Source organism: Pedobacter sp. W3I1, from assembly GCF_030816015.1.
GTDB lineage: Bacteria > Bacteroidota > Bacteroidia > Sphingobacteriales > Sphingobacteriaceae > Pedobacter.
Genome location: NZ_JAUSXN010000001.1, coordinates 3,855,115 through 3,881,673 on the forward strand (window position 1 = coordinate 3,855,115; position 26,559 = coordinate 3,881,673).

Annotated in this window: 24 protein-coding genes and 3 tRNA genes; 17 read left to right on the top strand and 10 right to left on the bottom strand. The window is 39.6% G+C overall.

The window, feature by feature from the left end; translation table 11 throughout:
- Positions 1–9: 9 nt before the first annotated feature.
- Complete coding sequence (locus tag QF042_RS15930) at positions 10–2,475, bottom strand: TonB-dependent receptor domain-containing protein (protein WP_307530104.1); 2,466 nt, start codon at positions 2,473–2,475, stop codon at positions 10–12.
- A gap of 111 nt (positions 2,476–2,586) precedes the next feature.
- Positions 2,587–3,414, bottom strand: a complete 828-nt coding sequence (locus QF042_RS15935; protein ID WP_307530106.1) for a helix-turn-helix domain-containing protein — start codon at positions 3,412–3,414, stop codon at positions 2,587–2,589.
- Positions 3,415–4,005: 591 nt separating this feature from the next.
- On the opposite strand from QF042_RS15935, the gene QF042_RS15940 reads away from it, so the two are divergent.
- From QF042_RS15940 to QF042_RS15970, 7 genes are all read left to right on the top strand, one after another.
- Positions 4,006–4,551, top strand: a complete 546-nt coding sequence (locus QF042_RS15940; protein ID WP_307530108.1) for a ferritin-like domain-containing protein — start codon at positions 4,006–4,008, stop codon at positions 4,549–4,551.
- A 556-nt stretch (positions 4,552–5,107) separates the two neighbouring features.
- On the top strand, positions 5,108–5,548 hold the full coding sequence (locus QF042_RS15945) for an Hsp20/alpha crystallin family protein (protein WP_307530109.1): 441 nt from the start codon (positions 5,108–5,110) through the stop codon (positions 5,546–5,548).
- An 80-nt stretch (positions 5,549–5,628) separates the two neighbouring features.
- Positions 5,629–5,931: a hypothetical protein gene (locus QF042_RS15950; protein WP_307530111.1), complete on the top strand. Its 303-nt coding sequence runs from the start codon at positions 5,629–5,631 to the stop codon at positions 5,929–5,931.
- A 341-nt stretch (positions 5,932–6,272) separates the two neighbouring features.
- Positions 6,273–6,563 (top strand): putative quinol monooxygenase, encoded by a 291-nt coding sequence (locus tag QF042_RS15955; RefSeq protein WP_307530113.1) that lies wholly within the window; start codon positions 6,273–6,275, stop codon positions 6,561–6,563.
- 10 nt (positions 6,564–6,573) lie between these two features.
- Positions 6,574–7,245, top strand: a complete 672-nt coding sequence (locus QF042_RS15960) for a type 1 glutamine amidotransferase domain-containing protein (protein ID WP_307530116.1) — start codon at positions 6,574–6,576, stop codon at positions 7,243–7,245.
- Between the two features lie 77 nt (positions 7,246–7,322).
- Positions 7,323–7,721 (top strand): heme-binding protein, encoded by a 399-nt coding sequence (locus tag QF042_RS15965; RefSeq protein ID WP_307530118.1) that lies wholly within the window; start codon positions 7,323–7,325, stop codon positions 7,719–7,721.
- Positions 7,722–7,799: 78 nt separating this feature from the next.
- Positions 7,800–8,558, top strand: coding sequence for an alpha/beta hydrolase (locus QF042_RS15970; RefSeq protein WP_307530120.1), 759 nt, complete (start codon positions 7,800–7,802; stop codon positions 8,556–8,558).
- A 159-nt stretch (positions 8,559–8,717) separates the two neighbouring features.
- Here QF042_RS15970 and QF042_RS15975 read toward each other — a convergent pair whose 3' ends face one another.
- Complete coding sequence (locus QF042_RS15975) at positions 8,718–9,299, bottom strand: Crp/Fnr family transcriptional regulator (RefSeq protein WP_307530122.1); 582 nt, start codon at positions 9,297–9,299, stop codon at positions 8,718–8,720.
- Between the two features lie 177 nt (positions 9,300–9,476).
- Entirely contained in the window at positions 9,477–9,872 is a 396-nt protein-coding gene (locus tag QF042_RS15980) for a helix-turn-helix domain-containing protein (protein ID WP_307530124.1), read from the bottom strand.
- Between the two features lie 77 nt (positions 9,873–9,949).
- Here QF042_RS15980 and QF042_RS15985 point away from each other — a divergent pair, with 77 nt between their 5' ends.
- The 3 genes from QF042_RS15985 (at position 9,950) to QF042_RS15995 (ending at position 12,373) form a co-directional block, all read left to right on the top strand.
- Positions 9,950–10,585: an NAD(P)-dependent oxidoreductase gene (locus QF042_RS15985; protein ID WP_307530126.1), complete on the top strand. Its 636-nt coding sequence runs from the start codon at positions 9,950–9,952 to the stop codon at positions 10,583–10,585.
- 386 nt (positions 10,586–10,971) lie between these two features.
- Positions 10,972–11,862: a PhzF family phenazine biosynthesis protein gene (locus tag QF042_RS15990; RefSeq protein WP_307530128.1), complete on the top strand. Its 891-nt coding sequence runs from the start codon at positions 10,972–10,974 to the stop codon at positions 11,860–11,862.
- 151 nt (positions 11,863–12,013) lie between these two features.
- On the top strand, positions 12,014–12,373 hold the full coding sequence (locus QF042_RS15995) for a DUF1801 domain-containing protein (RefSeq protein WP_307530130.1): 360 nt from the start codon (positions 12,014–12,016) through the stop codon (positions 12,371–12,373).
- A gap of 165 nt (positions 12,374–12,538) precedes the next feature.
- Here the strand turns inward: QF042_RS15995 and QF042_RS16000 are convergent, their stop codons facing one another.
- The 5 genes from QF042_RS16000 to QF042_RS16020 all read right to left on the bottom strand — a co-directional run bounded on the left by QF042_RS16000 (position 12,539) and on the right by QF042_RS16020 (position 16,558).
- Positions 12,539–13,900: a sulfatase-like hydrolase/transferase gene (locus tag QF042_RS16000; RefSeq protein WP_307530133.1), complete on the bottom strand. Its 1,362-nt coding sequence runs from the start codon at positions 13,898–13,900 to the stop codon at positions 12,539–12,541.
- A gap of 183 nt (positions 13,901–14,083) precedes the next feature.
- Positions 14,084–14,157: transfer RNA gene (locus QF042_RS16005), tRNA-Pro, on the bottom strand.
- Between the two features lie 53 nt (positions 14,158–14,210).
- Positions 14,211–14,284, bottom strand: a tRNA-Pro gene (locus QF042_RS16010).
- Between the two features lie 101 nt (positions 14,285–14,385).
- A tRNA-Ser gene (locus QF042_RS16015) sits at positions 14,386–14,472 on the bottom strand.
- Positions 14,473–14,551: 79 nt separating this feature from the next.
- Positions 14,552–16,558, bottom strand: coding sequence for an HD family phosphohydrolase (locus QF042_RS16020; protein ID WP_307533308.1), 2,007 nt, complete (start codon positions 16,556–16,558; stop codon positions 14,552–14,554).
- Positions 16,559–16,748: 190 nt separating this feature from the next.
- Between QF042_RS16020 and QF042_RS16025 the strand changes: the two genes are divergently transcribed.
- The 3 genes from QF042_RS16025 to QF042_RS16035 are packed head-to-tail and all read left to right on the top strand — an operon-like array spanning position 16,749 to position 18,303.
- Complete coding sequence (locus QF042_RS16025; protein ID WP_307530135.1) at positions 16,749–17,606, top strand: SPFH domain-containing protein; 858 nt, start codon at positions 16,749–16,751, stop codon at positions 17,604–17,606.
- Positions 17,607–17,611: 5 nt separating this feature from the next.
- Complete coding sequence (locus QF042_RS16030) at positions 17,612–18,133, top strand: hypothetical protein (protein ID WP_307530137.1); 522 nt, start codon at positions 17,612–17,614, stop codon at positions 18,131–18,133.
- A 2-nt stretch (positions 18,134–18,135) separates the two neighbouring features.
- Positions 18,136–18,303, top strand: coding sequence for an Arc family DNA binding domain-containing protein (locus tag QF042_RS16035; protein WP_307530139.1), 168 nt, complete (start codon positions 18,136–18,138; stop codon positions 18,301–18,303).
- Between the two features lie 315 nt (positions 18,304–18,618).
- On the opposite strand, the gene QF042_RS16040 is transcribed toward QF042_RS16035, so the two are convergent.
- On the bottom strand, positions 18,619–20,010 hold the full coding sequence (locus QF042_RS16040) for an IS4 family transposase (RefSeq protein ID WP_307524263.1): 1,392 nt from the start codon (positions 20,008–20,010) through the stop codon (positions 18,619–18,621).
- 361 nt (positions 20,011–20,371) lie between these two features.
- Between QF042_RS16040 and QF042_RS16045 the strand changes: the two genes are divergently transcribed.
- The 4 genes from QF042_RS16045 to QF042_RS16060 all read left to right on the top strand — a co-directional run bounded on the left by QF042_RS16045 (position 20,372) and on the right by QF042_RS16060 (position 25,770).
- On the top strand, positions 20,372–21,547 hold the full coding sequence (locus QF042_RS16045) for an acetyl-CoA C-acyltransferase (protein ID WP_307530141.1): 1,176 nt from the start codon (positions 20,372–20,374) through the stop codon (positions 21,545–21,547).
- Between the two features lie 36 nt (positions 21,548–21,583).
- Positions 21,584–22,480 (top strand): hypothetical protein, encoded by an 897-nt coding sequence (locus QF042_RS16050; RefSeq protein WP_307530143.1) that lies wholly within the window; start codon positions 21,584–21,586, stop codon positions 22,478–22,480.
- Positions 22,481–22,627: 147 nt separating this feature from the next.
- Positions 22,628–24,223, top strand: coding sequence for a peptide MFS transporter (locus QF042_RS16055; protein ID WP_307530145.1), 1,596 nt, complete (start codon positions 22,628–22,630; stop codon positions 24,221–24,223).
- A gap of 65 nt (positions 24,224–24,288) precedes the next feature.
- Entirely contained in the window at positions 24,289–25,770 is a 1,482-nt protein-coding gene (locus QF042_RS16060; RefSeq protein WP_307530147.1) for a peptide MFS transporter, read from the top strand.
- The last annotated feature ends 789 nt before the right edge of the window (positions 25,771–26,559 follow it).

Here is a 26,559-nt window from a genome sequence, read left to right on the forward strand (position 1 = left end):
ATTGAGGGTTTAAAATTCCTTATCGCCGAATTCGCTGGTAGGAAGTTTAGATTTACCGGTAAGCTTGTTCAGGTTAAAGCTAAAATTCAGCAAGAAAACATCGGTTTCATAAATATAATTGGTAGTGGTATAAAAGTCTTTTCCAAATGTTGTTATCCGTTGCCTGTTTGATTGGTTCATGCCAAGATCCATGTTCTGCCATTGCAGGGTTGCAGAAAAACGTCCATCCATAAATGTTTTCTTAACAGCGGTATTGGGAACCAGAAATTTTGAATCTTCGCCCTGTGCAGTGGGCCGCTTTGATAAATAATTTACATTTCCCTGCACAGTCCAGGTTTTGTTCAGTTTGAAACTGGTATTAGCATTTATAGAGTATACCCAGTTCGCGTTATTTACTACGGAACTGCTACCCAGCACATTTAAATTTCCAGACACCTTATAATTATAAACGTTACCACCCAGGTATAGGCTCCACCATTTAATCGGCTGAAGATTGGTCCCTAGCTCCAGACCAAAAGACTGTGCTTTTTCTGCATTCGTAAATACCCTGTTCAGGATTGTATCAGCATACACACTGTTTACGCGCTGTATAGGATTTTTGATGTTCTGATAATAGAGGGTTGTAAAAAAAGAGCCTTTTTTAAAGCTTCTGGTCAGTCCGAGTTCTACCAAATCGATAAATGATGGTTTTAAGTCCGGGTCGCCCTGTTCTAATGTTTCTGAGTGTTCTCTTTCGGGTATAGGGTTAAGCTCATAATTATTGGTACGCTGAATCCTTCTGGAATAGCCAGCCTTTAACTTTAGCCCATCGTTAACATTATAAAGCAGGTTCAGCGAAGGGAAAAGATTGGAAAGGTCTAGCTCATGGGGTGCAGGATCATAAGAAAGATTTAACGTTCTGGTGGCATATTCATAACGCAGTCCACCAGTGTATTCCAGTTTATCCTGCTTGCCCGAATACTGTGAGTAAAGTGAATGGATCTGGTTCTTTGCCTTCGCACTGCCCCTAAACCGGTTGGCGTCTAATTGCGAAGTTGCAGGGGTGACAAAATAATCAAACTGCCCGTCCTGGGTATCATACCTAAACTGATAACCACTTTCCAGTTTCCCCTTGCCAATATTAATGGCGTAATCTAACTTAAACCTATAGCCATTAATTGGATTCTTATAAGGATTAAAAACATACTGAATGGTGTCAGTTGTATTGGGATATCCAAGATTCCGGTTTCTGGTATTGCCATAAAGATTGGCATTTTCATACAGCACTGATGCACTCAGTGAAGATTTATCTGCAAAAGTGTGCACATAATCCAGATTACCCAGCGTAAATGTACCTTCCTTTGTTTGCAGATTAGAATTGTAATAAGTGGTTGACCTGATTGGCAATCCTGTTGAAAGATCTGATGTGCTATTGGTGTAAACCAGATCTGCCAATCGTGCCTGATAACGCTTTCCACTAAAAAAACCAACAGAAAAGGAGTTGTTTTTATCTGGGGCATAAACTGCAGATAATCTGCCTGCGTAATTATATTTATCAAAACTACGTTCTCCGTTCGAAGGAAAACGTGTAATGGTGTTATTGGTAAAATTCTTGGTGTACACATCCCCTTCACGATAGCCTGCATTATCATTTCTAAGGTAATTCCCACCTACAGAGATATCCCATTTGTCCTTTCTGAAGTTCAGCGTAACATCGCCCCCAAAGCGCTTAGGCTTTTCCTTATTATTATAATCGGTTGTACTTGGAAGTCCGGCCTGTGCATTGGCCGTCAATGTAAATCCGTCGTTAGCACCTTTTTTGGTAACGATATTGATAATACCTGCCTTTCCATCAGGATCATATTTTGCAGAGGGCGAGGTAATCAGTTCTATATTTTCCAGGCTGTTGGCAGGCAACTGACTTAAAACTGTCTGTGCATCGGTAAGCACCGGCTTGCCATTCACAAGTACCAGAAATCCGGTTGATCCCCTAACGCTGATCTGCCCTTCTCCGTTAACAGAAACAGAAGGCAGGTTCTTCAATACATCAACTGCGGTTCCACCTTTTGCACTTTCAAACTGGTCTGCGCGGTAAGATTGTTTATCGATCTTATTGGAAGCATTAACCTTCCCACTATTAATGTTCACCTGGTTTAACAACTCGCTGGTTGGCATGAGCGTAACCGAACCCAGGTTAACCATTCTTGTATCATTAATATTTACGGGAATAAACCTGTTCTTGTAGCCGATGTAGGCTATTTTCAATACATATTGGCCAACTTGAAGCTTGCTGATCTCGAATGATCCGTTTGGCCGGGTTAATACACCTCCAACCACTGTCGAATCCGCTTTTTTTAAGAGCGCCATACTGGCATATTCGAGCGGCTGTTTGGTCTGTTCATCGACAAGAACACCTTTAAGGGTAACATTTTGAGCCTTAACGCCCAGGCTTAAAAAAACAAGCAAAAGAAGTATGATGAATCTGGAGAGTTGCATGAAGGTATACTAAAAATGATTAATGATCTGCTATTATAAAATGGATATTAAGTTTCGCAAAGAAGCAGGTAAAATTCCTTTTCTCACGGTACATTTGAAAATACTATGGTATTAAATAAGACTTGCACGATAATTTTGGGGCGTGAAACCGGTAAAACGCTTAAAATACTTCACGAAATGCGATGTGTCATTGAAACTGAGGTCGAAGCTTATTTCTGCTACCGTATTATCCGTATAGATGAGCAAGCGTTTAGCTTCATTGATGATGAATTCTGAAAGTACCACCGAAGCAGAGATATTCATTTCTTTCTTACATGCCAGATTGAGGTTCTGTGGAGAGGTATTCAATTTACCAGCATAATGGGCAACACTGTTTTTTAACTGTTTTTCCTGACTCAAAATTTCCCGAAACTGATAACACAGGCCATTGCCACCTTGTTTTCTGCCTGCCGGCAATAGTTCCCCTCCCGACTGGATCTTGGCTAACAAAGCCTTTAATAATCCTTCTACCACTGTATTAGATAAATCACCTGCTACATCAATCTCATCTACAAGCAATTGAAAGATCTTATTAACGGATGCTGCATTTTTCAATTGTAATACGGCATTCCGGCTTAATTGCAGCAATAGCCTGCTAATCTCCCTGTCGATACTCTGATCAATAAAACCCTTTTTAATGATGGCAACAAAGCCCTCCGGTTCGGATGTAAGCTCCCAGTAATGCATTTGTTCCTTCCTTACGAAAAAAACGCTATTGGGAAAGATTTCAAAAGCCTGTGAATCTATATAATGATAACCGGTTCCACTGGATAGATAGATAATTTCGAAATAGCTATTGTGCTTATGCGGTGCGGTGGTGCGTACCCCTTTTCTAAAAGGCGACACCTTAAGCATCTTATTTTCCTGAATCTTGTTTTTAACCGTAATCGGTACGCTCATGTGCTAAATTTAGACTTTCTAACTGCATAATTAAGGAAATAAATCACCCATTTAATTATATTATTTGATTTTTTCCAACAAATATAACTCCCTTTTGACTCTTCCAAAACTATCTTTTTCAGCAGTTTAATACATGCAAACAATTTATGTTTTTTACTAGAAACCTCAGTTCGATTATAATCTGCCCTTTAAGGAATAATCTTTAGACATTTGCACTTTATCGTCACCCTGAATTTATTTCAGGGTCTTAATGTGCAGAAAGATGCTGAAATAAATTCAGCATGACGATCGAGTTAGTCTAAGGTGCTAAAAAACAACTGTTTCGCTCAAGTATTAATCAAACTTAAGTTAGAAGTATTTTCAGAATTATACTATCCGTTAAGAACATTTTTGTCATACAATTGCGGTTGTTCCTTTACCTAATACAGATTGGGAGAGGAAACAGGCAACATCCATGGTCATCATGCCCCCGATTGGCTCAACCTCCGACCTCGGCCATTTTAAAAGTTTACCATTTAAAATTTTAATTGATCAAAACTATTGGCTTGCTCACCTTGTTTATTGGATATCAACCTTTAAAAAACATTAATTATGGCAAATACAAAAGCAGCTGCCAAAGGCGCAGCAAAAACCGGAAAAATTGAGGACACTGAATTTCATGAATTCTTTGTCGATGAGTTAAAGGATATCTATTGGGCAGAAAAACACCTGGCTAAGGCATTACCGAAACTTCAAAAGGCATCAACAAGCCCTGAACTGGCAGCAGCCTTTGAAAAACATGCTGTAGAGACAGAGGGACACATTGCTACTCTGGAGGAAGTATTTGAATTATTGGAAGAAAAACCTGTAGCAAAAAAATGTGATGCGATGGCGGGGCTTCTGGAAGAAGCGAACGGGATTATTTCGGACACAGATAAGGGAACTATGATCCGCGATGCCGGGCTCATTTTGGCCGCACAGAAGGTGGAACACTATGAAATTGCCACTTATGGAACCTTACGGGTATTTGCCCAAAATATTGGCCGTGATGATGTTGTTGAACTTTTAACCCAGACACTGGAAAATGAAAAAGCAACGGATGTCGCGCTGACCGAAATTGCAGTCGGGGCAGTAAACGCACAAGCGGTTTCTGAATAACAGAACAGAGCTGGCCTGAACCAATTTACAGGCCGGCTTTCTTTAAAAAAAACATCAAAAATAACCTTTTAGTGCCATGACACTGATCTATTGACCAAGATTTTCTTTTAAAATCATCCATACACCTTCACTTAAGCTCTGGTCTTTAAAAAACTCAAGCTGTTGCTCCAGCCATTATTTTTGTTTTTCACATCGTAACGACCTACAAACTAAACGATCGGATTGATATAATAAAAACATTCTCCTTAAATCTTTGAAAGGGTATCTCCTTGGGCCATTAATGCATTGTAACGGTTTAGGGGCGCTTCTGACGCATCTTATCTACGCTCAAATAACTACAATACAATCATGAAACTGAAAAAATTTCAGCGCTGGCACTGAAAAAATTTCATTTTTTATGAAATTTTTTCAGTGAGAACCGTTCTTCAGCGCGCTATAAATGCCTTGGCACAGCGCTTGATATTCTTGAAATGTAACCTTTAAAAGAAGGTTAAAGCGTTAAATTAATTGATTTTATAGTCCAATTATTATTAAAACATTAAAAGGAGAAAAAACTATGACATTGGTTAAATTCAATCCAGAAAAAAAGAACAGTTCATTATTGCCAGGCTTTAATGACATCTTCGAATCAGTATTAGGTGATACCTTTTTTACCGACCGTCGTTTAAGCAGCGTACCTGCTGTCAACATTTCTGAGTCAAATGAAGAGTACCACATCGAACTTGCGGCACCTGGATTAAAGAAAGAAGATTTCAAGGTATCCGTAGAAAGGGATATGCTGACAATTTCTACCGAGCAGCGTATAGAAAACAATAGTGAAGGCAAAATCTATAACAGAAGAGAGTATAGCTACGCTGCATTTACCAGATCATTCACCCTTCCAGAGAGTGCCGACCCTGAGCGCATCCAGGCCGCTTATACAGATGGTATACTCAAACTCAACATTCCAAAAAAGGAAGAAGCAAAAGCGATCTCCAGACAGATCGAAATACAGTAATCTCCCAAGTGCCGCTAAATGCGGCACTTTTTATTAATAGTGCATTGAATTCCCTTTAGTAAAAATACAACAGTTTAGCTATGGAAACCCGTTTTACCATTAATATCAGCCTTCAGGGTCCAGGTGGAAAAATTACCTATGGCAAATTTTCTCTTGGTCGGGACAAAAAGGAAGCAAGCGAAATTTTTTCACATTTAAAAGGTAGTGCTGAAAATACTTCCGGACGTTCATTAAAAATAGAATTTATAGAAGAAATTATGGGACTGCCTATTCCTATCGGCACAATAAACTGCTGTCTGGATGAGCTAAAAGAAAATATCGCCATTATTTCCAGGGAAATATTCCGCATTGCCCATCTGGAGAACGGAAATATCGATTATTAATATTGAACTTGCTTGGTTATCATGTCCACAAAATCAGAAGTTCGTTCACTATGGTATCACAATGAATTACCAGAGCCAGCTATTGGCCCGATTAACATCCTTCAAACAGCCTCGCCCCACCTTATCAGTAATCCACAATGCTGATCTCCATTTAAAGTGATGTAAATCACAATAATCAGCTCCGGTTTTGATTGTGATTTACATCACCCGCATTTCTTTTTTATTAGGCCCACCTTTGAACTGTCAACTAACCGATACACCATCGAAATTATTGTAGATCGAGTGTTAGGTAAATCAAAATGACATAAGCATTCAATATTAGAACCATAAAAGAAATGATCATGGAAAAAGAACTTATTGTAAAATGGAAAATTAAGGAGAGCGAAACGCCAAGAATTTTGACGCTGCTGGCAGAACTGGTTGAAAAGACCAGAAATGAAACAGGCAATATCTCCTATCACATCTATCAATCGGTAGAGAATGCCAACGAGCTTATTTTACATGAGCGCTATGTAGATGCTGATGCCGTGGAGATACACAAAGCTTCTGATCATTATCAACAAACGGTACTTGAACAGATCATTCCACATTTAGAAATCCGCGAAGTTAACATCTTAAAAAAACTTTTTTAATCAGCATATCATGTCAAAAAAAATATTAATTATCGTTTCCAATGCTAAAGTAATTGGACCAAAAAACAGAAAAACAGGTGTATTTCTTGATGAAGTAGCCCACCCTTATGTAGCATTTGATGATGCAGGTTATCTGATCGACTTTGCAAGTATTACCGGAGAGGTGCCAAACCTTGATAATATGGAGGCAAAAAACGAAACATCCAATGCCCGGTTCCTTGAGGAAGGCGGATGGGAAAAAATGCAGCATAACAGCAAGCTTTCGGAGGTAGATGCAACGATTTATGATGCCATTTTTGTTCCAGGAGGTTTAGCGCCTATGGTTGATATGCCTGAAAATGAACTGTTAAAAAAGGTAATTGCCGAGACCTACGAAAGAAAAGCAGTGGTTGGTGCCGTATGCCATGGCCCGGTATCGCTACTGAATGTAAAACTTAGCGATGGAACTTTCTTGCTAAAGGACAAAAATATCACCTCTTTTACCAACGAAGAAGAAAATAACTATGCAAAGGATGATGTTCCGTTCTTGCTTGAAAGCGCACTTACTGAGCAAGGAGGCAAATTTCATGCAGCAGCGCCATGGTCAGACCATAGCATTGCTGATGGAAACCTGGTAACCGGTCAAAATCCTGCATCTGCACGTGGTACCGCCCAAAAAGTAATCGCATTATTGGAAGCATAATATCCATAAATATCAAAAAAAAGGCTGTATCACAAGTTGAACTGATACAGCCTTTAATTCCCAAAAAATCTTCCATCATGAACATTACATCAGCGCAGTCAGACCGCATTATTGCAGCAGCAAAGGCAAAAGCAATAGAAATTGCAATTCCAATGAGCATTGCCATTGTAGATGAAGGCGCTAACCTAAAGGCCTTTTACCGGATGGATGATGCCATGCTGGGTTCTACTGATATTGCCATAAAGAAGGCAAAAACCTCACGCCTTTTTAACATCAACTCTGGCGAAATTGGAAAACAGTCGCAACCCGGAGGTGACCTGTACAGCATTGAACATTCAAACGATGGTTTGATCACTTTCGTAGGAGGCATACTTTTAAAAAACCACCAGGGCGAAACTGTTGGGGCAATTGGTGTATCTGGCGGCTCCCTTAAACAAGATGAGGAAGTTGCAGCAGCAGGTGCTGCAGCCTTATAAAATTGTCATCCGATCAAACCGTTCAGGATTTTTAATTTTTAATTAATACAATCACCATTTAAAACCAAATCACAAATCATGAAAACAATAAAATTTTATGCGCTGTCACTATTAGCCTTAGTGCTTAACACAGGCATCTATGCACAAAATCCGGATACCGAAAAACCAACCATAATTTTTGTACACGGTATATGGGCCGATGGTTCCAGCTTCTCTTATCAAATTAGTGCCTTACAGGCAAAAGGATATCAGGTAATTTCTGTACAAAACCCAATAACCTCTTTAGCTGACGACGTTGCCGCTACCCAAAGAGCAATTAACCAGGTTAAAGGTAAAGTGATATTGGTTGGCCACTCCTGGGGAGGTTTTGTGATTACCCAGGCCGGTAACGATCCTAAAGTTGTAGGCATGGTTTACCTGGCTGCTTATGGACCAGATTTAGGCGAATCGCTTTTAGCCGTATCTGCAAATGGCCCAAAAACTGAACTTACCAAATACCTAACGCCAACAAACGGTTTTGTTTATATCTCTGAGGAGGGCGTGAAATCGGTATTCGCTAACGACCTGAACCAGAAACAACAGGCATTGGTTTATGCTACACAAACCCCAGCCTTCCATACCGTATTTGAAGATAAAAGCGCTGCACCTGCATGGAAAAATAAACCAAGCTGGTATGTGGTAGCCACAAACGATAAAACGATATCGCCAGATCTGGAACGTTTTATGGCAAAAAGAATGAAAGCCAAAACCATTGAGATTGCATCAGGCCACGTGATCATGATTTCGAATGCCAAAGAAGTATTAAAAGTAATTGAAGAAGCAGCAAACGCGAAATAAATTATCCAAATTTCAGGGACAAAGCAGTGCTTTGTCCCTGTTGTTTGCCACCGTTTCGTTTTATTTATGGCAAATAAAATTGCATTTCTCTGCCAGAAGATTACAAATGCTGAAATTAAGATATTAGGGAATAAGGATGACACACATCACAGCTAAACCTTAGTACAAACGGCTCAATGTTTCGCGAGAAACGCCCAGATAGGCCGCAATGAGCTGTTTGGGGACTATATTATATAGATGAGGATACATGGCCAGCAATTCTTCATAGCGGGTTTTAGCATCGTTGTTCATAAATGATAGTAACCTTTTCTGAGAAGCTACATATCCCCTATTAGAACGCCAGCGGAAAAAGTATTCCAATGGATAAATTTCCCTGCACAGCCTTTCCCTATCCTCACTTGACAGGCACAGCACTTCTGCATCGGTAACACAATCAAGATTGATGGTTGCCACATCTCCATTATATAACGAATTAAAATCTGATGCCCACCAGGTGGGCATTGCAAACTGAAGGATGAACATTTTCTGATCGTCGTTGATATAAAAAGTCTTCAGGCATCCTTCCAGCACAAAATACTCACATTCTACGCGATCGCCTACACTGATTATGGCCTGGCCTTTTTTAAATGAAAGCGGTTTAAAATGCGAGTAAAAATAATCGAACTCCGCATCTGTAAGGGTAATGGTTTTAGCGAGGTGTTGTTTTAAGATATCCTGTGGAGACATATAATACTTAAGCATTAGGGTTTAACAAAGGTATGGAATCTGTAAGATCATCACAACATCGATTCATTTGTCAATAAATTTAAGGGTGGTGTGCCTACGATTTCAAGTAACCATCCGCCAGGTAATGGTCAAGCTGTGGAGTTGTTCAACAGCGTCCGATTTATGATATCCAGGGAGGCAGGCCACATAAATTTATGCCGGAAATTGTTCCATCGTTTTAAAAAGTGGTTCATCCCTTTTTTGCCCGTCTTCAATTGCCCAGTTTGCCATCGCGTATAACACTGGCCGCAAAGCCTGCCCTGCATCCGTCAGGCTATAAGTAACATGTGGCGGTACTACAGGCAACGCTACTCTTGAGATGAGTCTGTCTGCTTCAAGTTGCCTCAAATGTTGTGCAAGCATCTTCTCCGTAATATGGGGCATTGCCTTTTTCAACTCTCCATACCGTTTCGATCCGGACATAAGGTGGAAGATGATGATGGGCTTCCAATAACTACCAATTTTTTCCATAACATAGGTTACGGGGCATAATTTAAAGACCGTTTGCTTATTTAATTGTATGGTGGATGTCTCTTTAACTTCGTTCATTTTACACTTACTTTTAGGTGCGTACTTGCAGAAATGTTTGTTCAAATATACCTTTGTTTCAACTAAAATATCACAAAATGAAAAAAATTCTTGTATTTGGTGGGTCTGGTGGAACTGGAAAACATTTTATTGAACAGGCGCTAAACGCTGGATGTACGGTAACAGCTATCATTAGAAATCCCTATGATTTTACAATGGTACATCAAAATTTAAAGGTTATTAAAGGAGATGTTTTAATACCAAAAACCTATGAGAAAGAGTTTGATGAGCATGAAGCAGTAGTTTCTTGCCTGGGAATTCCTAAAATCCAGCAAACCACCTTGTACTCGTCAGGTATCCGCAATATTGTGAACATGATGGAGAAGTCGAACTCTAAACGCCTAATCTGTATTTCCTCAGGCGCATTAGACATCCCGCCTAACAGCTCGTTTATCATGACTTTTCTATTGCGGAATGTTTTACAAAAGCTCTATAAGCCAATATATAGTGATATGCGTATGATGGAAGGAATAATAAAGATGTCTGGGTTAGATTGGACAATCGTTCGCGCACCAAAACTAACAAACGGCAAAGCAACAGGACAATATAGAAATATAACTGGTCTGCCGCTAGGTGGTATTCCGAAGATCTCGCGCGCTGATTTAGCAGCTTTTATATTTACACATATCATAGACAGGGGGACATTTAAAAGTACAGTTGATGTCGCCTATTAAACCAGCAGAAAATGAAAGGTTACCCACCGCGATCTGAACAGGTAATTTGAGGAAGATTAAATTGATTAAATCACCTTTGATAGCTAAATTTGTTTAACAGCGACCGGAAAGTTGTAATCGAATAAACGGGATATGAAATAATATCCCATCAAACTTTTAACTCATTTGCGATTATTATCGAGAGAAGATTTAAGCCCAAATTTAGGGAAGACCTCCAGGTTATCCGCTGATAGCGGCCAATTCCTGTTCGCAGGTGGCCTGTTGCTTACTTGAGTTTTCCATGCTGATGTGAGATAGTTAACAAAAAGTAACTGTTAATCAATTGTAACCGATGATAAAAATAATAAATTGCATTTTAATTTTGTTTATTATTTAAAAAATCCGGGATGAAAAAAATAGATTATTATGTACTCGACGTATTTACAGACCAAAAATTTAAAGGCAACCAATTGTCGGTGGTTTGTACGGATGGAGAACTGAAATTGGAGCAATATTATGATATCGCCCGTGAATTTGGTTATTCAGAGACGTCATTTATAAACTTTTCAGCCGGAACTAAAGCCCTAAATGTACGTTCATTCACGCCGGCAAGATTTGAAATAACCGGGGCTGGCCATAACCTGTTAGGTGCAGTATGCCTGGCGCTACTGAAAAAATGGGACATCTTTAGTGAACAAAAAGGAAACACTTGGGTATTGATGGCTGGAGAACAAATACCCGTGCAAATTGCAGAAAAGGATGGATTTCCTTATGTTGGCATGAGGCAGCGACCTGCTCAAATTGGTGGAACAACGCCAACTGAAGTGATCGCAGAAGCGGTGGGCCTGGATATTGCAGACCTTAGCTTGAATGGCTGGGCAATTCAGACCGTAAAAACGGAAGTAGGTCACCTGATGGTGCCTGTCAAAAATCTGGAAGCGCTGGAAAAGGCAGTATTAAATAAAAAACTTTTGAAACAAGCCTCAACTAGATTTGGGTTTGAGGGTTGTTATCTTTTTACGACCGATCACCCTGATCAGCGTTATCTGGCCGAAGCACGTTTCTTTAATCCAAGTATAGGTATTGATGAAGATCCGGCTACCGGAACGGCAGCTGGTCCATTAACAGGTTACCTTGAAACGCTTGGCTTCATTGAAAGGCACAAAGACTACAGCATATTACAAGGAAAATTTGTCAATCAACCATCTACTATCCAGGTTAGAGTGGTAGATGAGGGAATCTGGGTCAGCGGATCATCGGTGATCGTAATGGAAGGCGGACTGTATCTATCAGAATAGGTTGCTATAACTTAGCAGGTTTGGTACAGCGTCTTCCCACGCCATAGTTTCTAACACAGGGCACAATCTACCTGTTAATTTGTCGCTTTGACACCTCCCTGGTTGTAAAAAAGATTTAGATCTTCGTTACAACCATTAACACTTAATCGTTATGAGCAATACAAAAAAAGTAGAAGAATTTTTATCCAACCTTGAACACCCCCTTAAAGCCGAACTGGAAGCAGTAAGGACCATTATCGTTAATGCTAATCCCAAAATAGAAGAGGATGTAAAATGGGGAGGCCCTAGCTTTTTCTATAAGGAGGACCTGGCAACTTTCAACCCAAGGATCAAAAACTACGTTGCACTTATCTTTCACAAAGGAGACCTGCTAAATATTCAATCCGATTTTCTTGAAGTTGCCACAAAAGGAAAGGTTTACGCAAAGTTTTATTCAATGGATCAGGTAATTGAAAACAAAGAGCTCATTGAGAAAATGGTGAATACCTGGGTTGAACTGATGGACAAATAAAGAATTAAGGATTATCAATATTATTGAGACGCGTAACTATCCTCTACCCATTAGTGCTTACTTAAAATTCCTACCGCTGTAGAAAGCATCCTTTGACACTTCTTGCCGGACCTGTGCTCTTTTGTTCTGGGGGCCGGATCAGAAGCGAATTTCTCTTTGCTTAGGTTAGTTTTTGAGCTTAGGCAGAGATTTCCACCAGGCACTCAGTTCAGATCTTAATTGATTGGTTATTTTAACGTGTCTCCCACTTAGCTCGGTAGTTTCACTTCTATCTTTTACGATATTATACAACTGCACATCAGAGCCATCACTATTCATAAGCAATTTCCATTCGCCAGAGCGAACAGCGAGACTTGGACTTCTATTGGGCTGCGCCGGATACTTAAAGGCAATCTCATTTCTACCATACTCCCAAAACATATTCTTCTTTCTCAACGATGGTGAACCTGCGAAAACCTTGCTTCGATCAATACCATCCCCGCTATAATCTGCAGGTAACTTTATGGCTGCCATTTTAGCTAAAGATGGCAATAAATCTATAGCATTTACTTCAGATACAGCATCTGTTTTCCCCAGTGGGATGTGCCCAGGCCAACTGATTAAGAACGGCATTCTTGTTCCACCTTCATACAAAGATAATTTAGAACCCCTCAAACCGCCAGTCCTGCTGCCTTTGAAGCTTGGCAAAGGGCCATTATCACTGGTAAAAATGATGATAGTATTCTTGTCTTCACCCATTTCTTTCAATCCGTCAATCAACCTTCCAACTTGTTTATCAAGTTCCTTTAGCACCAGCTTAAAAGCGTGCTCAGACTCTTGTCCCATAGGAAACTTGCCTGTATATTCTTCACCAACAAATGGTACCCAAGGTGTGTGTACGTCATCTGGCCAAAGGTTGACAAAGCGTGGTTTATTTTTATTTTCTTTGAAAAAACTGAGGGTTTTATCTACGAAATATTGGGTTCTATCCCAACGTTTAATACTGTCTTTATCGGACCAGATCCAATTGGAGGCGGTAAGCAGAGGATCTGGTTGAGGGCTTTCGTAAGTACTGGCATAAGCATCGTAGCCATATTCTTCAAAACCCGGTGCATCATTTACATCTCTTCCACCTCCCATGTGCCACTTTCCAAAATGTCCGGTAGTGTAGCCTGCAGATTGGAAAACCCGAGCTATTGATGGTGCCTTAGGGTCAAGATAATCTGCCTGTTCAGCATTTTTGTTGTGCTTTTTATTGTCAAGATACGTACTAAAGTTCCACCGGCCCGGATACATTCCTGTAAGCAAACTTACCCTAGAGGGAGAACAAATTGGTGCACCACTATAATATTGGTTAAGTACTAAGCCACTTTTAGCCAAACGATCTATGTTAGGTGTAGGAACGAAATTTCCGCCAAATGTGCTAACATCACTAAAACCCATATCATCAACCAGAATAATAATGATGTTTGGCTTCTTGCTTTGGGAAAAGCCCGAATAATTAAATATCAGTATGAATAAAGCAAATAATAACTTCGAATATTTCATATTAATCCTTGGGTTTATATTTTGGTTCGCGGCAGAAGGCATCCATTTCTGTCACCAGGCCTTATCGTTTCATAAATTAAACGAATTTTGATCCAAAATTACTCCTTTTATACCCGATAAAAAAACAAAACCCCCTAAATGAATCATTTAGAGGGTTTTTGATACAATTAGTATCTGTCTTTGTCGGGATGGCAGGATTCGAACCTACGACCTCCTGCTCCCAAAGCAGGCGCGATACCGGGCTACGCTACATCCCGAACTTGGTATCGATCTTTTTTTAATCCTGTTTTAAAAGTGGATAAACTTTTTGTCGGGATGGCAGGATTCGAACCTACGACCTCCTGCTCCCAAAGCAGGCGCGATACCGGGCTACGCTACATCCCGAACTTGGTATCTTCTTTTTTATTTCCCTTTTTCAAAGGGATTGCAAAGAAACGGTTTTAAATTGATAATTCCATTTTTATTTGCAAATTTTTATTCTTTTGCGGAGAGGGCGGGATTCGAACCCGCGGTACCGTTACCAGTACGACAGTTTAGCAAACTGTTCCTTTCGGCCACTCAGGCACCTCTCCTCATCCTCTCTTTTCTGCCCTACCGGCGTTGTTTTGAGGTCTGCAAATATAGTAAAACAAGTTATCCAACAAAAAAAAATTACAAAATTTGTTGATAATCTATACGCACATGATAGATGCTCATCAGCATCGTCTTGAATATCAATTTGATAGTCTCAATATCTTTTAACGTTAAATCGCAGTCATCTAATTGATTTTGCTCCAATTTGTAGTTAATTATGCGTTCAACGATATCATTTATGTTCTGCGCATCGGGATTTTTCAGACTTCTTGAGGCAGCTTCGACCGAATCGGCGAGCATTAACACACCAGTTTCTTTGCTAAAAGGTATTGGTCCGGGGTAGCGAAAAATGTTTTCATCAACGAATTTTTCAGGGGTGTTTTTCAAAAACGATTGATAAAAATAGTCGACCCGGGTATTTCCATGGTGTGTTCTGATAAAATCGATAATCGCTTCCGGAATCTGGTTCTTTCTCAAAATTTCAATTCCTTTGTGCACATGCTGAATAATAATCTGCGCGCTTTGCTCATAAGGCAATTTATCATGTGGGCTAACAGCGGTATTTTGGTTCTCGATAAAATATTGCGGATTATCAACCTTACCAATATCATGATATAAAGCACCTGCCCTTACCAGCACAGAATTACCGCCTATTTTAAATATCGCAGCTTCGGCAAGATTTGCCACCTGTAAAGAGTGCTGAAATGTTCCAGGCGCTTTAAAAGCAAGTTCTCTTAACAGTTTATTATTGGTATTGGTTAACTCAATCAAGGCCACATCTGAAGTGATACCAAAAATACGTTCGAACAGGTAAATTAACGGGTAAGCTAAAAGAGATAAGAGTACACTAAAAATAAAAGGAATAAAATTCATCCATTCTATTTCGCGGAAAGATCCTTCGCGGAGCAGGGCAATGCCTACAAAAGAAACAAAATAAGCCAAAAGAATAAATAGGGCCGAAACCAGGAATCTTTCGCGCTTAACAAAGTTTTTAATACTGAATATGGCAACCATGCCCGCAGTAACCTGATAAAACACAAATTCGAAGCTATTGGCCACAAAGAAACCGGCAATTAAAATCACCAGCATATGGAGGTAAAGTGCCAACCGCGTATCAAACAGAATCCTGATAATAATGGGTACCACACAAAAAGGAATGTAATACAAACTTGGGATTTCCATCTTAATGGCCCAGGTCAAAGCCAGCAGCATCCCTGTGGTTACAATGAGAATTAAGGAAAGCTGACGGTTATCAGCAAAAATATCCTTCCGGAAAAGAAAAAGGAACGACATTAAAATAGCGAGTATAAACCCAACCAATATCACCTGTCCCAGATAAACCAATGCCCTGCTGCCAATTGTTTTGGTTTGTGCATCGTAGGTAGCTTTATAAGACTCTAACTTCTGATAAATTTCTTCATCAATAACATCATTCTTCGCTACAATAAGTTCTCCCTTTTGTACCATACCCTTGGTAGTAGAGATATTGTTAACCGCATTATCCTGTATGGTTTGGGTAAGTCGCTCATCAAATATAATGTTGGGGGTAATATGATCAATTGCAAGGTTTGCAACCAAATCGCCCATCACCTGATTGGGCGATTTAAAATTATCTTTAAAAAACTTCAGTGCCGATTCCGCAGTAAAAACATCCTGTGTATTTTTTATCTGAGCCACATTGTTTTCAAGCAAAGAAAAGTCGTAGTTCTTCCCTCCTGCCTGATGTTTCACATTTAAGCCAATAATCCCTTTCTCGTAAATGTTCTGCAGTAATTTATAGGAAGCACTTTTATATACATCCCTGTCTTTCTCGTTAAGTTGCTTCGATTTCCATTTCACATCAAATTCGTTGGCAAACTCTTCCAGTGCATTTGCCGTAATACCCCTGTCCAATTGATAAACGGGCAAAATATCTTTTAGTGCATTCTTTTTATCAGCACTAACCTGCGGGTTGGTTTTTAAAATAGCAAAACTAAAAGGCGAAATCAGATCCTTGTTTTTCCATACTGCATTTTTTTCAAACTCATATCTAAACCGGGGTTGTTTGGGCAGGAATAGCGTAATAATGAAAACGGTAAATATCATCATCACATATTTCAGGTTTGATGAATATTTCCGGTAAAGGATCTTGTGGGAATTTCTCTTGATTTTGGCCAAAACGATCTAATTATTGTATTGTCAAAAATAACATTTTTATCTAATATATATTTTACGGGTTTTGTTTGTAATTACCAGATTTTATATTTTACTTTATGATATCAAATTAATATCAATTATGTATCAAGAAAAAATTATCAATCCGCCATCGGGTTATCTAACATTCGCACTATGCATCGCATTGCTAGGCGCTTCCATTTTCTGTTTTGTTTCAGAAATTTTTATCTGGGGAGGAATTTTACTGGCAATAGATATATTTTTAATATTTCCGGGCTTTTTAATCATCAACCCCAACCAATCTATGGTACTCACCCTGTTCGGGAAATATATCGGTACGGTTAAAGCCGATGGGTTTTTCTGGGTAAACCCCTTAACCGCTAAAAGGCGCCTATCATTAAAAGCGAACAATTTAAACGGACAACAGTTAAAGGTTAACGACAAACTGGGTAACCCGATCGAAATTGCCGCTGTGGTGGTTTGGAAAGTAAAAGAAACTGCCAAAGCTGTTTTCTCCGTAGAAAATTACATGCAATACGTAAACATCCAGAGTGAAGCCGCTGTAAGGCATTTGGCCAACATTTTTCCATACGACCATGCTGAAGGAGAAGAAACCAGCATCACTTTAAAAGATGGTGCCGATAAAGTAAGTGAACTTTTAGAAAACGAGCTGAACGAACGTTTATCACGCGCAGGCATCGAAGTTTTAGAAGCCAGAATTTCGCATTTGGCTTATGCACCAGAAATTGCCAGTGCCATGTTACAGCGTCAACAAGCTACAGCGGTTATTGCAGCCCGTAAATTAATTGTTGAAGGCGCCGTAGGTATGGTAGAAATGGCATTAGAGAAATTATCGCAAAAAGGAATTGTTGAACTGGATGAAGAGCGTAAAGCAGCTATGGTAAGTAATTTACTGGTTGTACTTTGTGGCGACCGTCATGTTCAACCCGTGGTAAACACCGGCACCTTATATAACTAGGTAAAATGGAATTTAAGGAAAAACAAAGCTTAAAACTTTGGTGGCTTTATATTTTATTGGCTATTGATGCGGTTATGGTACTTTGCATTGTACTTTTTGATAAAGGCGGAATGAGTTTTGAAACCTTAAAGGCTAATTATTTTGCGCCATTTTGGGCTGTTCTCCTTCCCTTTGCCATCATTTATTTGCTTCAAAAAAACATGATGACTTTGCATATCGGCGCTGAAGGAATCTCCTACAAATACTTTCCATTTCAAAGCAAGCTGAAGCTATTGAGCTGGACCAATATAGAGAAAGTTTACATCAACAAGTATAATGCTTTAGGTGATTATGGCGGATTTGGTGTTCGCAGCAGGCTTTGGTTTAAGTTTAACGATAAGGCCTATTTATTAAATGATAAGGATAAAGGTTTACAGATTGAATTTAAAGATGGTAAAAAATTATTGTTTAGCAGCAATAAAATAGATGAGCTGGAAATGTTCCTGATTAATTTAAAAACGAAGTATAATATACAAGCAATACAATAAGAATGGCGGAGAAAGATAAAAAAGCTTTTGTATTAAGAATTAGTCCTGCTGTATTAAAAGAAGTAGAAACCTGGGCTGCTGATGAGTTTAGAAGTACGAACGGGCAGATTGAGTTTCTGCTCACCCAGGCCATAAAATCGAGAAAAAAGGGAAAAGCAAAAGAGGAGTAGCAGCAAGACTTCCGAGGTTGCAAAAGCCCGGAGCACCAGCCAACTGCAAATTGCGAATTGCAAACTAAAAATAATACGGGCGTTCCCCAATCCCGGGAATCCGGGAAAGGGTCGGGCTTTTCAGGGCTGCGCTGCGCTCCGGTACCGATGAAGTATCGGTACTGAACCCTTACAATCCCTAACGCTAATCACCCGTTTTAAATTAAGAGGTTGTATCATAAAAGCAATTTCGGCCCAGATGCTGTCATGTTAAGCTTGTCGAAACACCTTAAAGAATATTTAAATAGGTCCTTCCACTACTTGTCCCGATTCTTCCTATCGTGTGGACACATCTTTATATGTGTCCCATCCTTCTTTTGCTGCTCTAAAATACCTTAGTCCTATCCACAGTGTTGTTATTCCTGGTGTTCGCTTACTTTCATAACCTTTCCAGCCTCCCAATCTTGCCAGTACCCATACGTATCTTTTCAAATCTCTTGGCTTGTATGGGTTCTTCTGCTTTTCGGTTTTACCTTCAAGCCTGACAATCTGTTGTTCCATGAATTCCTGTTCCTCACTGTTAAAACAGGTGTCAGCACCAATTGCCAGTTCTGGCTGGGCATATGCCAGACGCATCAGAAACAGCTTTATCACTACCTCCATGATCATAAGGCTTTGTTTTCTAACTGATGAGGCATATTCCAGTTCACTGGCCTCAATATTGTACCCTTCTTTTTTGAGTATCTTGAACACTTCCTCTACTGTCCACCTCCAGCTGTACCACTCTATGCACATTTTGGCAATGGACGGCTCGGTTACTACTATGGTAGTCAAGAGTCTCCAACATATCTTATCTGTACCGCTATAGCCTACTTCTTTTGCTTCTATTAAATAAAGCTTGGTACTGGAATATACTCCTTTGCTGGTAGCATCAGTTTTGCATATTTCTACTTCCTTGTACCGGATCTCTATCTTCGCCTTTCTTTTTGGCCTTTTCCCTTTGGCATCCACCAATATTTCATAATCACCCTGTGACTGCTGATCTGAGAGGCAGTTAAACAGTTTACTCTTATCTTTTAGGGTTCTATTGGTCCTGGCCCTTATCAAAAGGTCTGTCTTTGCATCAGGTACAACTGCAAACTGCTCGTATATATCCCCTTCACGGTCCTGTATGATAACCATCCCCTCAACGGTGGGAGACAGTACTTTTTTGGTGTTATTGGATACCTCAATCCATTTATAGGATTCTTTCTCAGTAATGGGCAATTTGCTGTATTCACGCTCAAATTTTGAACGGAACTCCAGCGGCCTGTTCCATACCTTGATATCGGCATAGCCATATGGGGTACCGTCATGGGCATCAAGTACAAGGCTTGGATGGAGCATAAAGCCAAGTCCATGGTCACCCTTTGCATTTGTAGTACCGATAAAAGTATCCTTCTTTATCCTGTTACGATGGCTACCAAGGTTTATTTCGGTAGTATCCTGGATACAGACAACATACTTCCCATCGCTGGCCGCCCGGCAATTGGACGATAAATTAGCGATAATAGCCCCCTCACTTACCCGATCATTGGCAAGAAACCGATAGAAGCCCTTCGCCTCAGCCTCATCTTTGCTTAACTGACGTATGCTCTGGACACTGTTCCTGAAAAGTATATCCAGATTCTTATTACCCCTACTAACTAACCTTGAATCAGATAAACTCGTAAAACCTCTTGTTTGCATCCAACAAAGAAACAAATTATTCAGAAATGTGTCCACACGATAGGATTCTTCGGGAGGCTCAGGATGACAAATCTATATTTATGATACAACCTCTTCTAATGCTCCCTAAGCAGCACCGGCCCAAGTAATTTAAACCTGATGGCAGCGGCAGACCCGAAGTATGAGGGCTACAGCGAACAGCAGGACTGAACTCGCCCTAAGTATCACTGCAGCACCTTTCCAAAAATCAGTGAAAAGCTTATTATTTTCGAATGCGCTAAAATCATTTTTTATACGTTATTTTTAAACCTCAGCGGTTTTGGAAACCTGTGAGGTTTGACTAACTTAGCGGCCTAACCAAAAATTCATAAAATTAGTATACATGAAAGAAGTTGTAATTGTATCAGCTGTGCGAACGCCTATCGGCAGTTTTGGAGGTTCACTAGCTCAATTTTCTGCTACTCAGCTTGGTGGTTTTGCCATTAAAGCCGCCATTGAAAAAGCTGGATTAAAACCAGAACAGATCCAGGAAGTTTACATGGGTAATGTTTTATCTGCAAACCTGGGGCAAGCGCCAGCCACACAAGCTGCAAAATTGGCTGGTTTACCAGATTTACCTGCTACTACAATAAATAAAGTATGCGCTTCGGGCACAAAAGCAATTATGCTTGCTGCACAAAGTATTGCCAATGGCGATAACGATATTATTGTTGCCGGTGGAATGGAAAGCATGAGCAATGTTCCTTACTATTTAGATAAAGCAAGAAACGGTTACCGCCTGGGCCATGGACAGCTAACAGATGGTTTGGTAAAAGATGGCTTATGGGATGTTTATAACGATTACCATATGGGCTCTGCCGCCGAACTTTGTGCTGCAGAATGTAATATCAGCAGAGAAGCACAAGATAATTTTGCCATAGAATCATATAAAAGAGCACAAGCTGCACAAACTTCGGGCAAATTTGCTAGCGAAATTGTAGCTGTAGAAGTGAAAGACCGCAAAGGTGATATTACTTTGATTGATACAGATGACGAACCAACTGCCGTTAAATTTGATAAAATACCTTCCTTAAAACCAGTTTTCAAAAAAGATGGAACGGTAACTGCTGCAAATGCCTCTACCTTAAATGATGGCGCAGCGGCATTGGTTTTAATGAGCGCCGATAAGGCAAAAGAACTGGGTTTAGCCCCTTTGGCCAAAATATTAGGTTATGCTGATGCGCAACAAGCACCAGAATGGTTTACCACTGCGCCTTCGAAAGCAATTCCCCTTGCACTGCACAAAGCCAATATAAATATAAAAGATGTAGATTTTTTCGAGATCAACGAAGCTTTTTCTGTCGTTTCTATTGCGAATAATCAACTTTTAGAACTAAACGACAGCCAGGTTAACATTAATGGTGGTGCAGTTTCATTAGGTCACCCGCTTGGTGCATCAGGCGCCCGGATTGTGGTTACCTTACTTTCTGTATTATCGCAAAACAACGGAAAAATTGGTGTTGCCGGAATTTGTAACGGAGGAGGTGGTGCAAGCGCACTTGTTATTGAGAAATTATAGTTTTTAATTTTGCAGAATATTTGCGCATTCGATCGTATGAAACTTATCAGATTTTACATCCTGTTAATCTTTGGAACGCTGAGCTTTAGTATAAAAGCGCAACAAGTTCCAAACCAATTAAACGTTTTTCAGGATAGCCTGATCAAAATATCGGCAAGGGTTGTTGCGGCGCAAAGCGATGCGCAAAAATTAGAAGTAAACGGCAGTTTTGTAAAAACATTGGTTGAGGCTTTAAAAACCCCCAATTCTTTTTCTTATCCATTCGATTCGCTTAAAAACGTATCGGTAATTAAATCATCCGATTTGGCATTTAGGATTTTGAGCTGGTATGTACTGCTCGAAAACGGTACATACCGTTATTATGGAGCCATTCAGATGAACACCAAAAGCGGTCCATTGAAACTTTACCCCTTAATCGATCAGACTGAAAGTTTAGCCGACCCTAATAGCATTACCAATAACCAAAAATGGTTTGGAGCCAGGTATTACGAAATTGTTCCGGTAACGAGTGGGAATCGCTTGCCTTATTATATACTTTTAGGCTGGAAAGGAAATACACAGGCCACCACTAAAAAGGTAATCGACATCCTTTCATTCGACAAAGATAATCTCACTTTTGGCGCTCCTGTTTTTGAGGGAAAAGCGTTAAAGGGAAAAAACAGGATCATATTCGAATATGCCAAATCAAATGCAATGACTTTAAAAACCAATCTGAAAGCAGGAATGATTGTATTTGACCATCTGGCTTCATTTGATTCTGAGATAAAAGATAAATTCGAGTATTACGGATCAGACGGTACTTTTGATGGCTTTAAAATCATTGGCGGAAGGCTGAAACTGCAAGAAGATATCACGCTTAACAACGATCCAAACTCAAGCGATGAGCTTTATGCCGACCCAAAGAAAAATGTTAAACCCATCAGAAAGTTTTAACCTTTAACAAAGCTTAACAAATCATTTACCTAACACATCAGTGAAAAATTTGTGAGTTTGGCATTCGCTGACTATATTGCGCCCTGCTTAACTAGCTTAAACAACACACAAATTCTGAATTCATAAACTAAAACCAACAAATGTTTTATGCAAACATCTAATGAAACCATTAGTATTGACCATGATAAGGAACTAGACCTCCATTTAAATAGTCAAGGCGTTTCCCCTGAAAAATTATTTAGCCATCCGGTTGGCCTTTTTGTACTCTTTTTTACCGAAATGTGGGAAAGATTTAGCTACTATGGAATGCGGGCCATCCTGGTTTTATTCCTGATTAGTGATTTAAGTAAAAATGGTTGGGGCTGGCCACGGCCAGAAGCATTACAGCTTTACGCTATTTATACAGGTTTAGTATACTTTACACCAATACTTGGTGGTTTAATTGCCGATAGATTTACAGGATATAGAAAAGCTGTTATCATCGGCGCTTTTATTATGACCCTTGGTCATGCTGCAATGGCCATGGAAGGTTTCAGCACCAACTTTTTCTATGTTGGTTTATTACTCCTTATTGTTGGCAACGGCTTTTTTAAACCAAATATCTCTTCAATTGTAGGAAAACTTTACCCTCCTATCAGCGATAAAAAAGACAGTGCCTACGCCATATTCTACATGGGTATTAACTCAGGGGCTTTTATCGGCATGTTAATGTGTGGTTATATCGGCGAAAAAGTAGGCTGGCATTATGGTTTCGGTTTGGCTGGTATTTTTATGCTTTTTGGCATGTTACAGTTCTATTTCGGACAGAAAATATTTGGTGTAATTGGTGCAGCAGTTGATAAAACCAAAGCTGTAGAAAAGGCAGATCCAACTATAGAAGAAATCCCTAAAAAGGTTAGAAGTCAGCGTTTATGGGTAATAGCTATCCTATCTATCTTTACCATTTTCTTCTGGATGGTATTCGAACAGGCAGGTGGTTCGATGACTATTTTCGCAAAAGATTATACCTTAAGAAATTTGACCGGTGGAGCGGCTACAACTTTTAAATGGGTAGATGCGATCCTGACCATATTCCCTTTAGTAGCCGTAACTTTTGTATTGCTAACATTGGCTCGCAAAATTTTTAAAAAATACCCGGCAACTATCTTATTTACATTATTAAGTTTTGTTATTATTTGGGTATTAGCCATTTGGAAGGTAAGTCGCGAAATGGGATCGGTAAGTACGGAAGTTCCTGCATCCTGGTTCAGTGTGTTAAACTCTTTCTTCATTGTATCATTGGCGCCTATTGTATCGAAGATATGGGAAACCAAATTTAATCCAAGTGGTCCGGTAAAATTTGGCTTTGGATTAATTTTCGTAGGCATCGGTTTTGCCGGTTTAGCTTACGGAGGCTCTTCTATTCCACAGGGTGCAACCTCGGCTCAAGTGAGTTTGTTCTGGTTAATTTTCGCCTATTTCTTCCACACCGTTGGTGAGTTATGCATCTCTCCGGTTGGTTTATCGTATGTAAGTAAACTTGCTCCATCAAATTTAGTAGGTTTAATGTTCGGTGTATTTTTCACCTGTACCGCCATCGGAAATTATCTTGCCGGTGCTACAGGATCACTAATCGACAAAATCAGTACTGCTTATTCAATTTCTACGTTCTTTTTAATATTCACCATAATACCTATTGTTGCGGGCTTAATTATGTTTGCCATAAGCCCAATCTTACGCAAATGGATGCACGGTGTGCATTAATTAAAAAAATAAATCTATCCAAAAGCCCGATCTCCATCGGGCTTTTAATTTTTTAATCATATTTAATGGAAAAAACAGTTTCAATAGAAGATATTCAAAATTTTGAGGGAAAATACCCAAAACAGCTCTGGCATTTATCGTTGGTAGAAATGTGGGAGCGTTTCTGTTTTTACGGAATGCGCGGGGTATTGGCTTTCTTTATGGTTGAACAACTCGGTTTAAGCGACCAAAAATCGAACCTACAATACGGTGCCATACAAGCCTTTGTTTATGCTTTTACTTTTATAGGTGGTATTTTTGCCGATAAGATCTTGGGGTTCAGAAAATCTCTTTTTTGGGGCGGAGCTTTAATGATTATTGGAAACTTAATCTTGGCCTTCTCACCGCATGATTTATTTTATGTAGGAATTACCTTATCTATTATTGGAACAGGTTTCTTCAAACCCAATGTTTCATCAATGGTTGGCGAATTATACCACGAGAAAGACAACCGGAGAGATGCTGGTTATGGGCTTTTTTATGCTGGTATTAATGTTGGCGGTTTATTGGGCGGTGCCATGTGTATTTATCTTGGTAAATATTACAACTGGCATTTATGTTTCTTATCAGCCGCATTGGTAATGATGTTCGGTTTGGGCACATTCATTTTCACTAAAAAACATTTAGGTCCAATCGGAAATTCACCTTTACTGCACCTTAAAAAATCAAAACAGCAGCTATTCGAAATAGCCGTTTATGTAGGTTCTATTTTGTGTATCCCACTGATTTATATCATGGTGAAGAACACAGCCTTTACCGATTATTTTATGTACACCATAGGCATTGTTGCTTTGGTTTATTTCTTGTACGAAACGTTTAAAATAAAAGATAAAAAAGCACAGTATAAATTACTGGCAGCTTTCGTTTTTATCTTCTGTTATTTCATTTTCATGGCCATATCTGAGCAAAGCGGCGGTTCGTTATCGTTATTTGCAAAGGACAATCTTGATCATAAAATTCTCTTTTTCAATATCGATCCCAATGTGGTAAACAATAGCGTTAACTCGTTTTTTGTGATTGTTTTTAGTCCGATTGTGGGTATTTTATGGCTAGGTCTGTACAAGCGCAAAATTGAACCGAATACCGTGGTAAAATTTGGAATTGGCTTCCTTCTGTTGGCTTTAAGTTTTTATGTTTTTTACGCCACCAGGTTCTTCGCCAATGTACAGGGCATTAGCTCGTTAAATGTATTTACGTTAGCCTATTTATTATTAACGCTAGGCGAACTTTGTTTGGGTCCGATAGGTATGTCGATCATTACTAAACTATCGCCAAAGAAAATGTTCGGGATGATGATGGGGCTTTGGTTTTTATCAAGTGCTTTCGGGCAATTGGCTGCCGGAAAATTGGGAGCAGAAATGTCGAGTATCGATAATGCATCACTACCGACTAAATTGATGGCATACACCGAAGGTTACAAGGCCTTGGCTTTATATTCTTTAATTGCAGGTTTGGCACTGATTATCTTTTCGCAACTCGTTAAAAAGTTAATGCAGGAGGTGAGGTAGGAAAGGCATCGTCATTTCGACCGTAGTGGAAAAATCTATAAAACGAGTATTTATTGATGTACTGTAAGATTTGAAAATGAAAGGACAGTAGTTCTTGGAGGCTTGCTGTCCCGCTCTTTGTTCCAAGTCCTTGCCCTCATGCTTCGGTCTGCGGGCTTTACACGCCGATCGGGTTTAGACACAACGGTTTGTGCCGTAAAAGGTAAAAATAGATACAAAAGCTAGTCGGGATTTGCAACATTGCTAAACCAGATTACAAATCTGGAGAACGGCGATCCGGATTACAAATCCGGACCAACAGTAATGATTTCACTGTCATTCTGAACGCAGTGAAGAATCTTTTTTTCCCAGCGTAAAGCGGATAGGCTTCGAGTACGCCGACATTGTTTTAAGAAGAGCATATTCAATAAGAGTTGGAAATGAAAGGAAGTAGTTCTTGGCATCTTCAGTCCCGCCATTCGCTATAGTCCCTCTTTTCAATCGGGAGCTGCCGCTGCTGTCGGGTTTAGACACAATGGTTTGTACCTTAAAATTGATTCTGCGGTGACCTGTGAAATCAGCGGGAAATATTTGGCTAAGGTCTTCGACTACGCTCAGACTGACAATGCTTTAAAAACAATAAAAACTACTAATAAAACAAGTTCAGGGATAGGAATTGCATATTAATGAAAATTCATAAAGGTTTCACATTAAATATTTACTTTCGCACATTAAAAGCAAAGTGTTTAACACAAATAAACACAGCATATCAAATACAAAGGCCAAAAGCTTATATTATTTAAAAAACCA

Coding starts and splice junctions, on each gene's coding strand:
- QF042_RS15990 (WP_307530128.1), top strand. CDS start 10,972: ATGAAAAAAATAGATTATTATGTACTCGACGTATTTACAGACCAAAAA.
- QF042_RS15950 (WP_307530111.1), top strand. CDS start 5,629: ATGGAAACCCGTTTTACCATTAATATCAGCCTTCAGGGTCCAGGTGGA.
- QF042_RS15995 (WP_307530130.1), top strand. CDS start 12,014: ATGAGCAATACAAAAAAAGTAGAAGAATTTTTATCCAACCTTGAACAC.
- QF042_RS16030 (WP_307530137.1), top strand. CDS start 17,612: ATGGAATTTAAGGAAAAACAAAGCTTAAAACTTTGGTGGCTTTATATT.
- QF042_RS15975 (WP_307530122.1), bottom strand. CDS start 9,299: ATGCTTAAGTATTATATGTCTCCACAGGATATCTTAAAACAACACCTC.
- QF042_RS15985 (WP_307530126.1), top strand. CDS start 9,950: ATGAAAAAAATTCTTGTATTTGGTGGGTCTGGTGGAACTGGAAAACAT.
- QF042_RS16025 (WP_307530135.1), top strand. CDS start 16,749: ATGTATCAAGAAAAAATTATCAATCCGCCATCGGGTTATCTAACATTC.
- QF042_RS16040 (WP_307524263.1), bottom strand. CDS start 20,010: ATGCAAACAAGAGGTTTTACGAGTTTATCTGATTCAAGGTTAGTTAGT.
- QF042_RS16020 (WP_307533308.1), bottom strand. CDS start 16,558: ATGATATTTACCGTTTTCATTATTACGCTATTCCTGCCCAAACAACCC.
- QF042_RS15970 (WP_307530120.1), top strand. CDS start 7,800: ATGAAAACAATAAAATTTTATGCGCTGTCACTATTAGCCTTAGTGCTT.
- QF042_RS16035 (WP_307530139.1), top strand. CDS start 18,136: ATGGCGGAGAAAGATAAAAAAGCTTTTGTATTAAGAATTAGTCCTGCT.
- QF042_RS15930 (WP_307530104.1), bottom strand. CDS start 2,475: ATGCAACTCTCCAGATTCATCATACTTCTTTTGCTTGTTTTTTTAAGC.
- QF042_RS15980 (WP_307530124.1), bottom strand. CDS start 9,872: ATGAACGAAGTTAAAGAGACATCCACCATACAATTAAATAAGCAAACG.
- QF042_RS15960 (WP_307530116.1), top strand. CDS start 6,574: ATGTCAAAAAAAATATTAATTATCGTTTCCAATGCTAAAGTAATTGGA.
- QF042_RS15955 (WP_307530113.1), top strand. CDS start 6,273: ATGGAAAAAGAACTTATTGTAAAATGGAAAATTAAGGAGAGCGAAACG.
- QF042_RS15945 (WP_307530109.1), top strand. CDS start 5,108: ATGACATTGGTTAAATTCAATCCAGAAAAAAAGAACAGTTCATTATTG.
- QF042_RS16060 (WP_307530147.1), top strand. CDS start 24,289: ATGGAAAAAACAGTTTCAATAGAAGATATTCAAAATTTTGAGGGAAAA.
- QF042_RS16055 (WP_307530145.1), top strand. CDS start 22,628: ATGCAAACATCTAATGAAACCATTAGTATTGACCATGATAAGGAACTA.
- QF042_RS15935 (WP_307530106.1), bottom strand. CDS start 3,414: ATGAGCGTACCGATTACGGTTAAAAACAAGATTCAGGAAAATAAGATG.
- QF042_RS16050 (WP_307530143.1), top strand. CDS start 21,584: ATGAAACTTATCAGATTTTACATCCTGTTAATCTTTGGAACGCTGAGC.
- QF042_RS15940 (WP_307530108.1), top strand. CDS start 4,006: ATGGCAAATACAAAAGCAGCTGCCAAAGGCGCAGCAAAAACCGGAAAA.
- QF042_RS16000 (WP_307530133.1), bottom strand. CDS start 13,900: ATGAAATATTCGAAGTTATTATTTGCTTTATTCATACTGATATTTAAT.
- QF042_RS15965 (WP_307530118.1), top strand. CDS start 7,323: ATGAACATTACATCAGCGCAGTCAGACCGCATTATTGCAGCAGCAAAG.
- QF042_RS16045 (WP_307530141.1), top strand. CDS start 20,372: ATGAAAGAAGTTGTAATTGTATCAGCTGTGCGAACGCCTATCGGCAGT.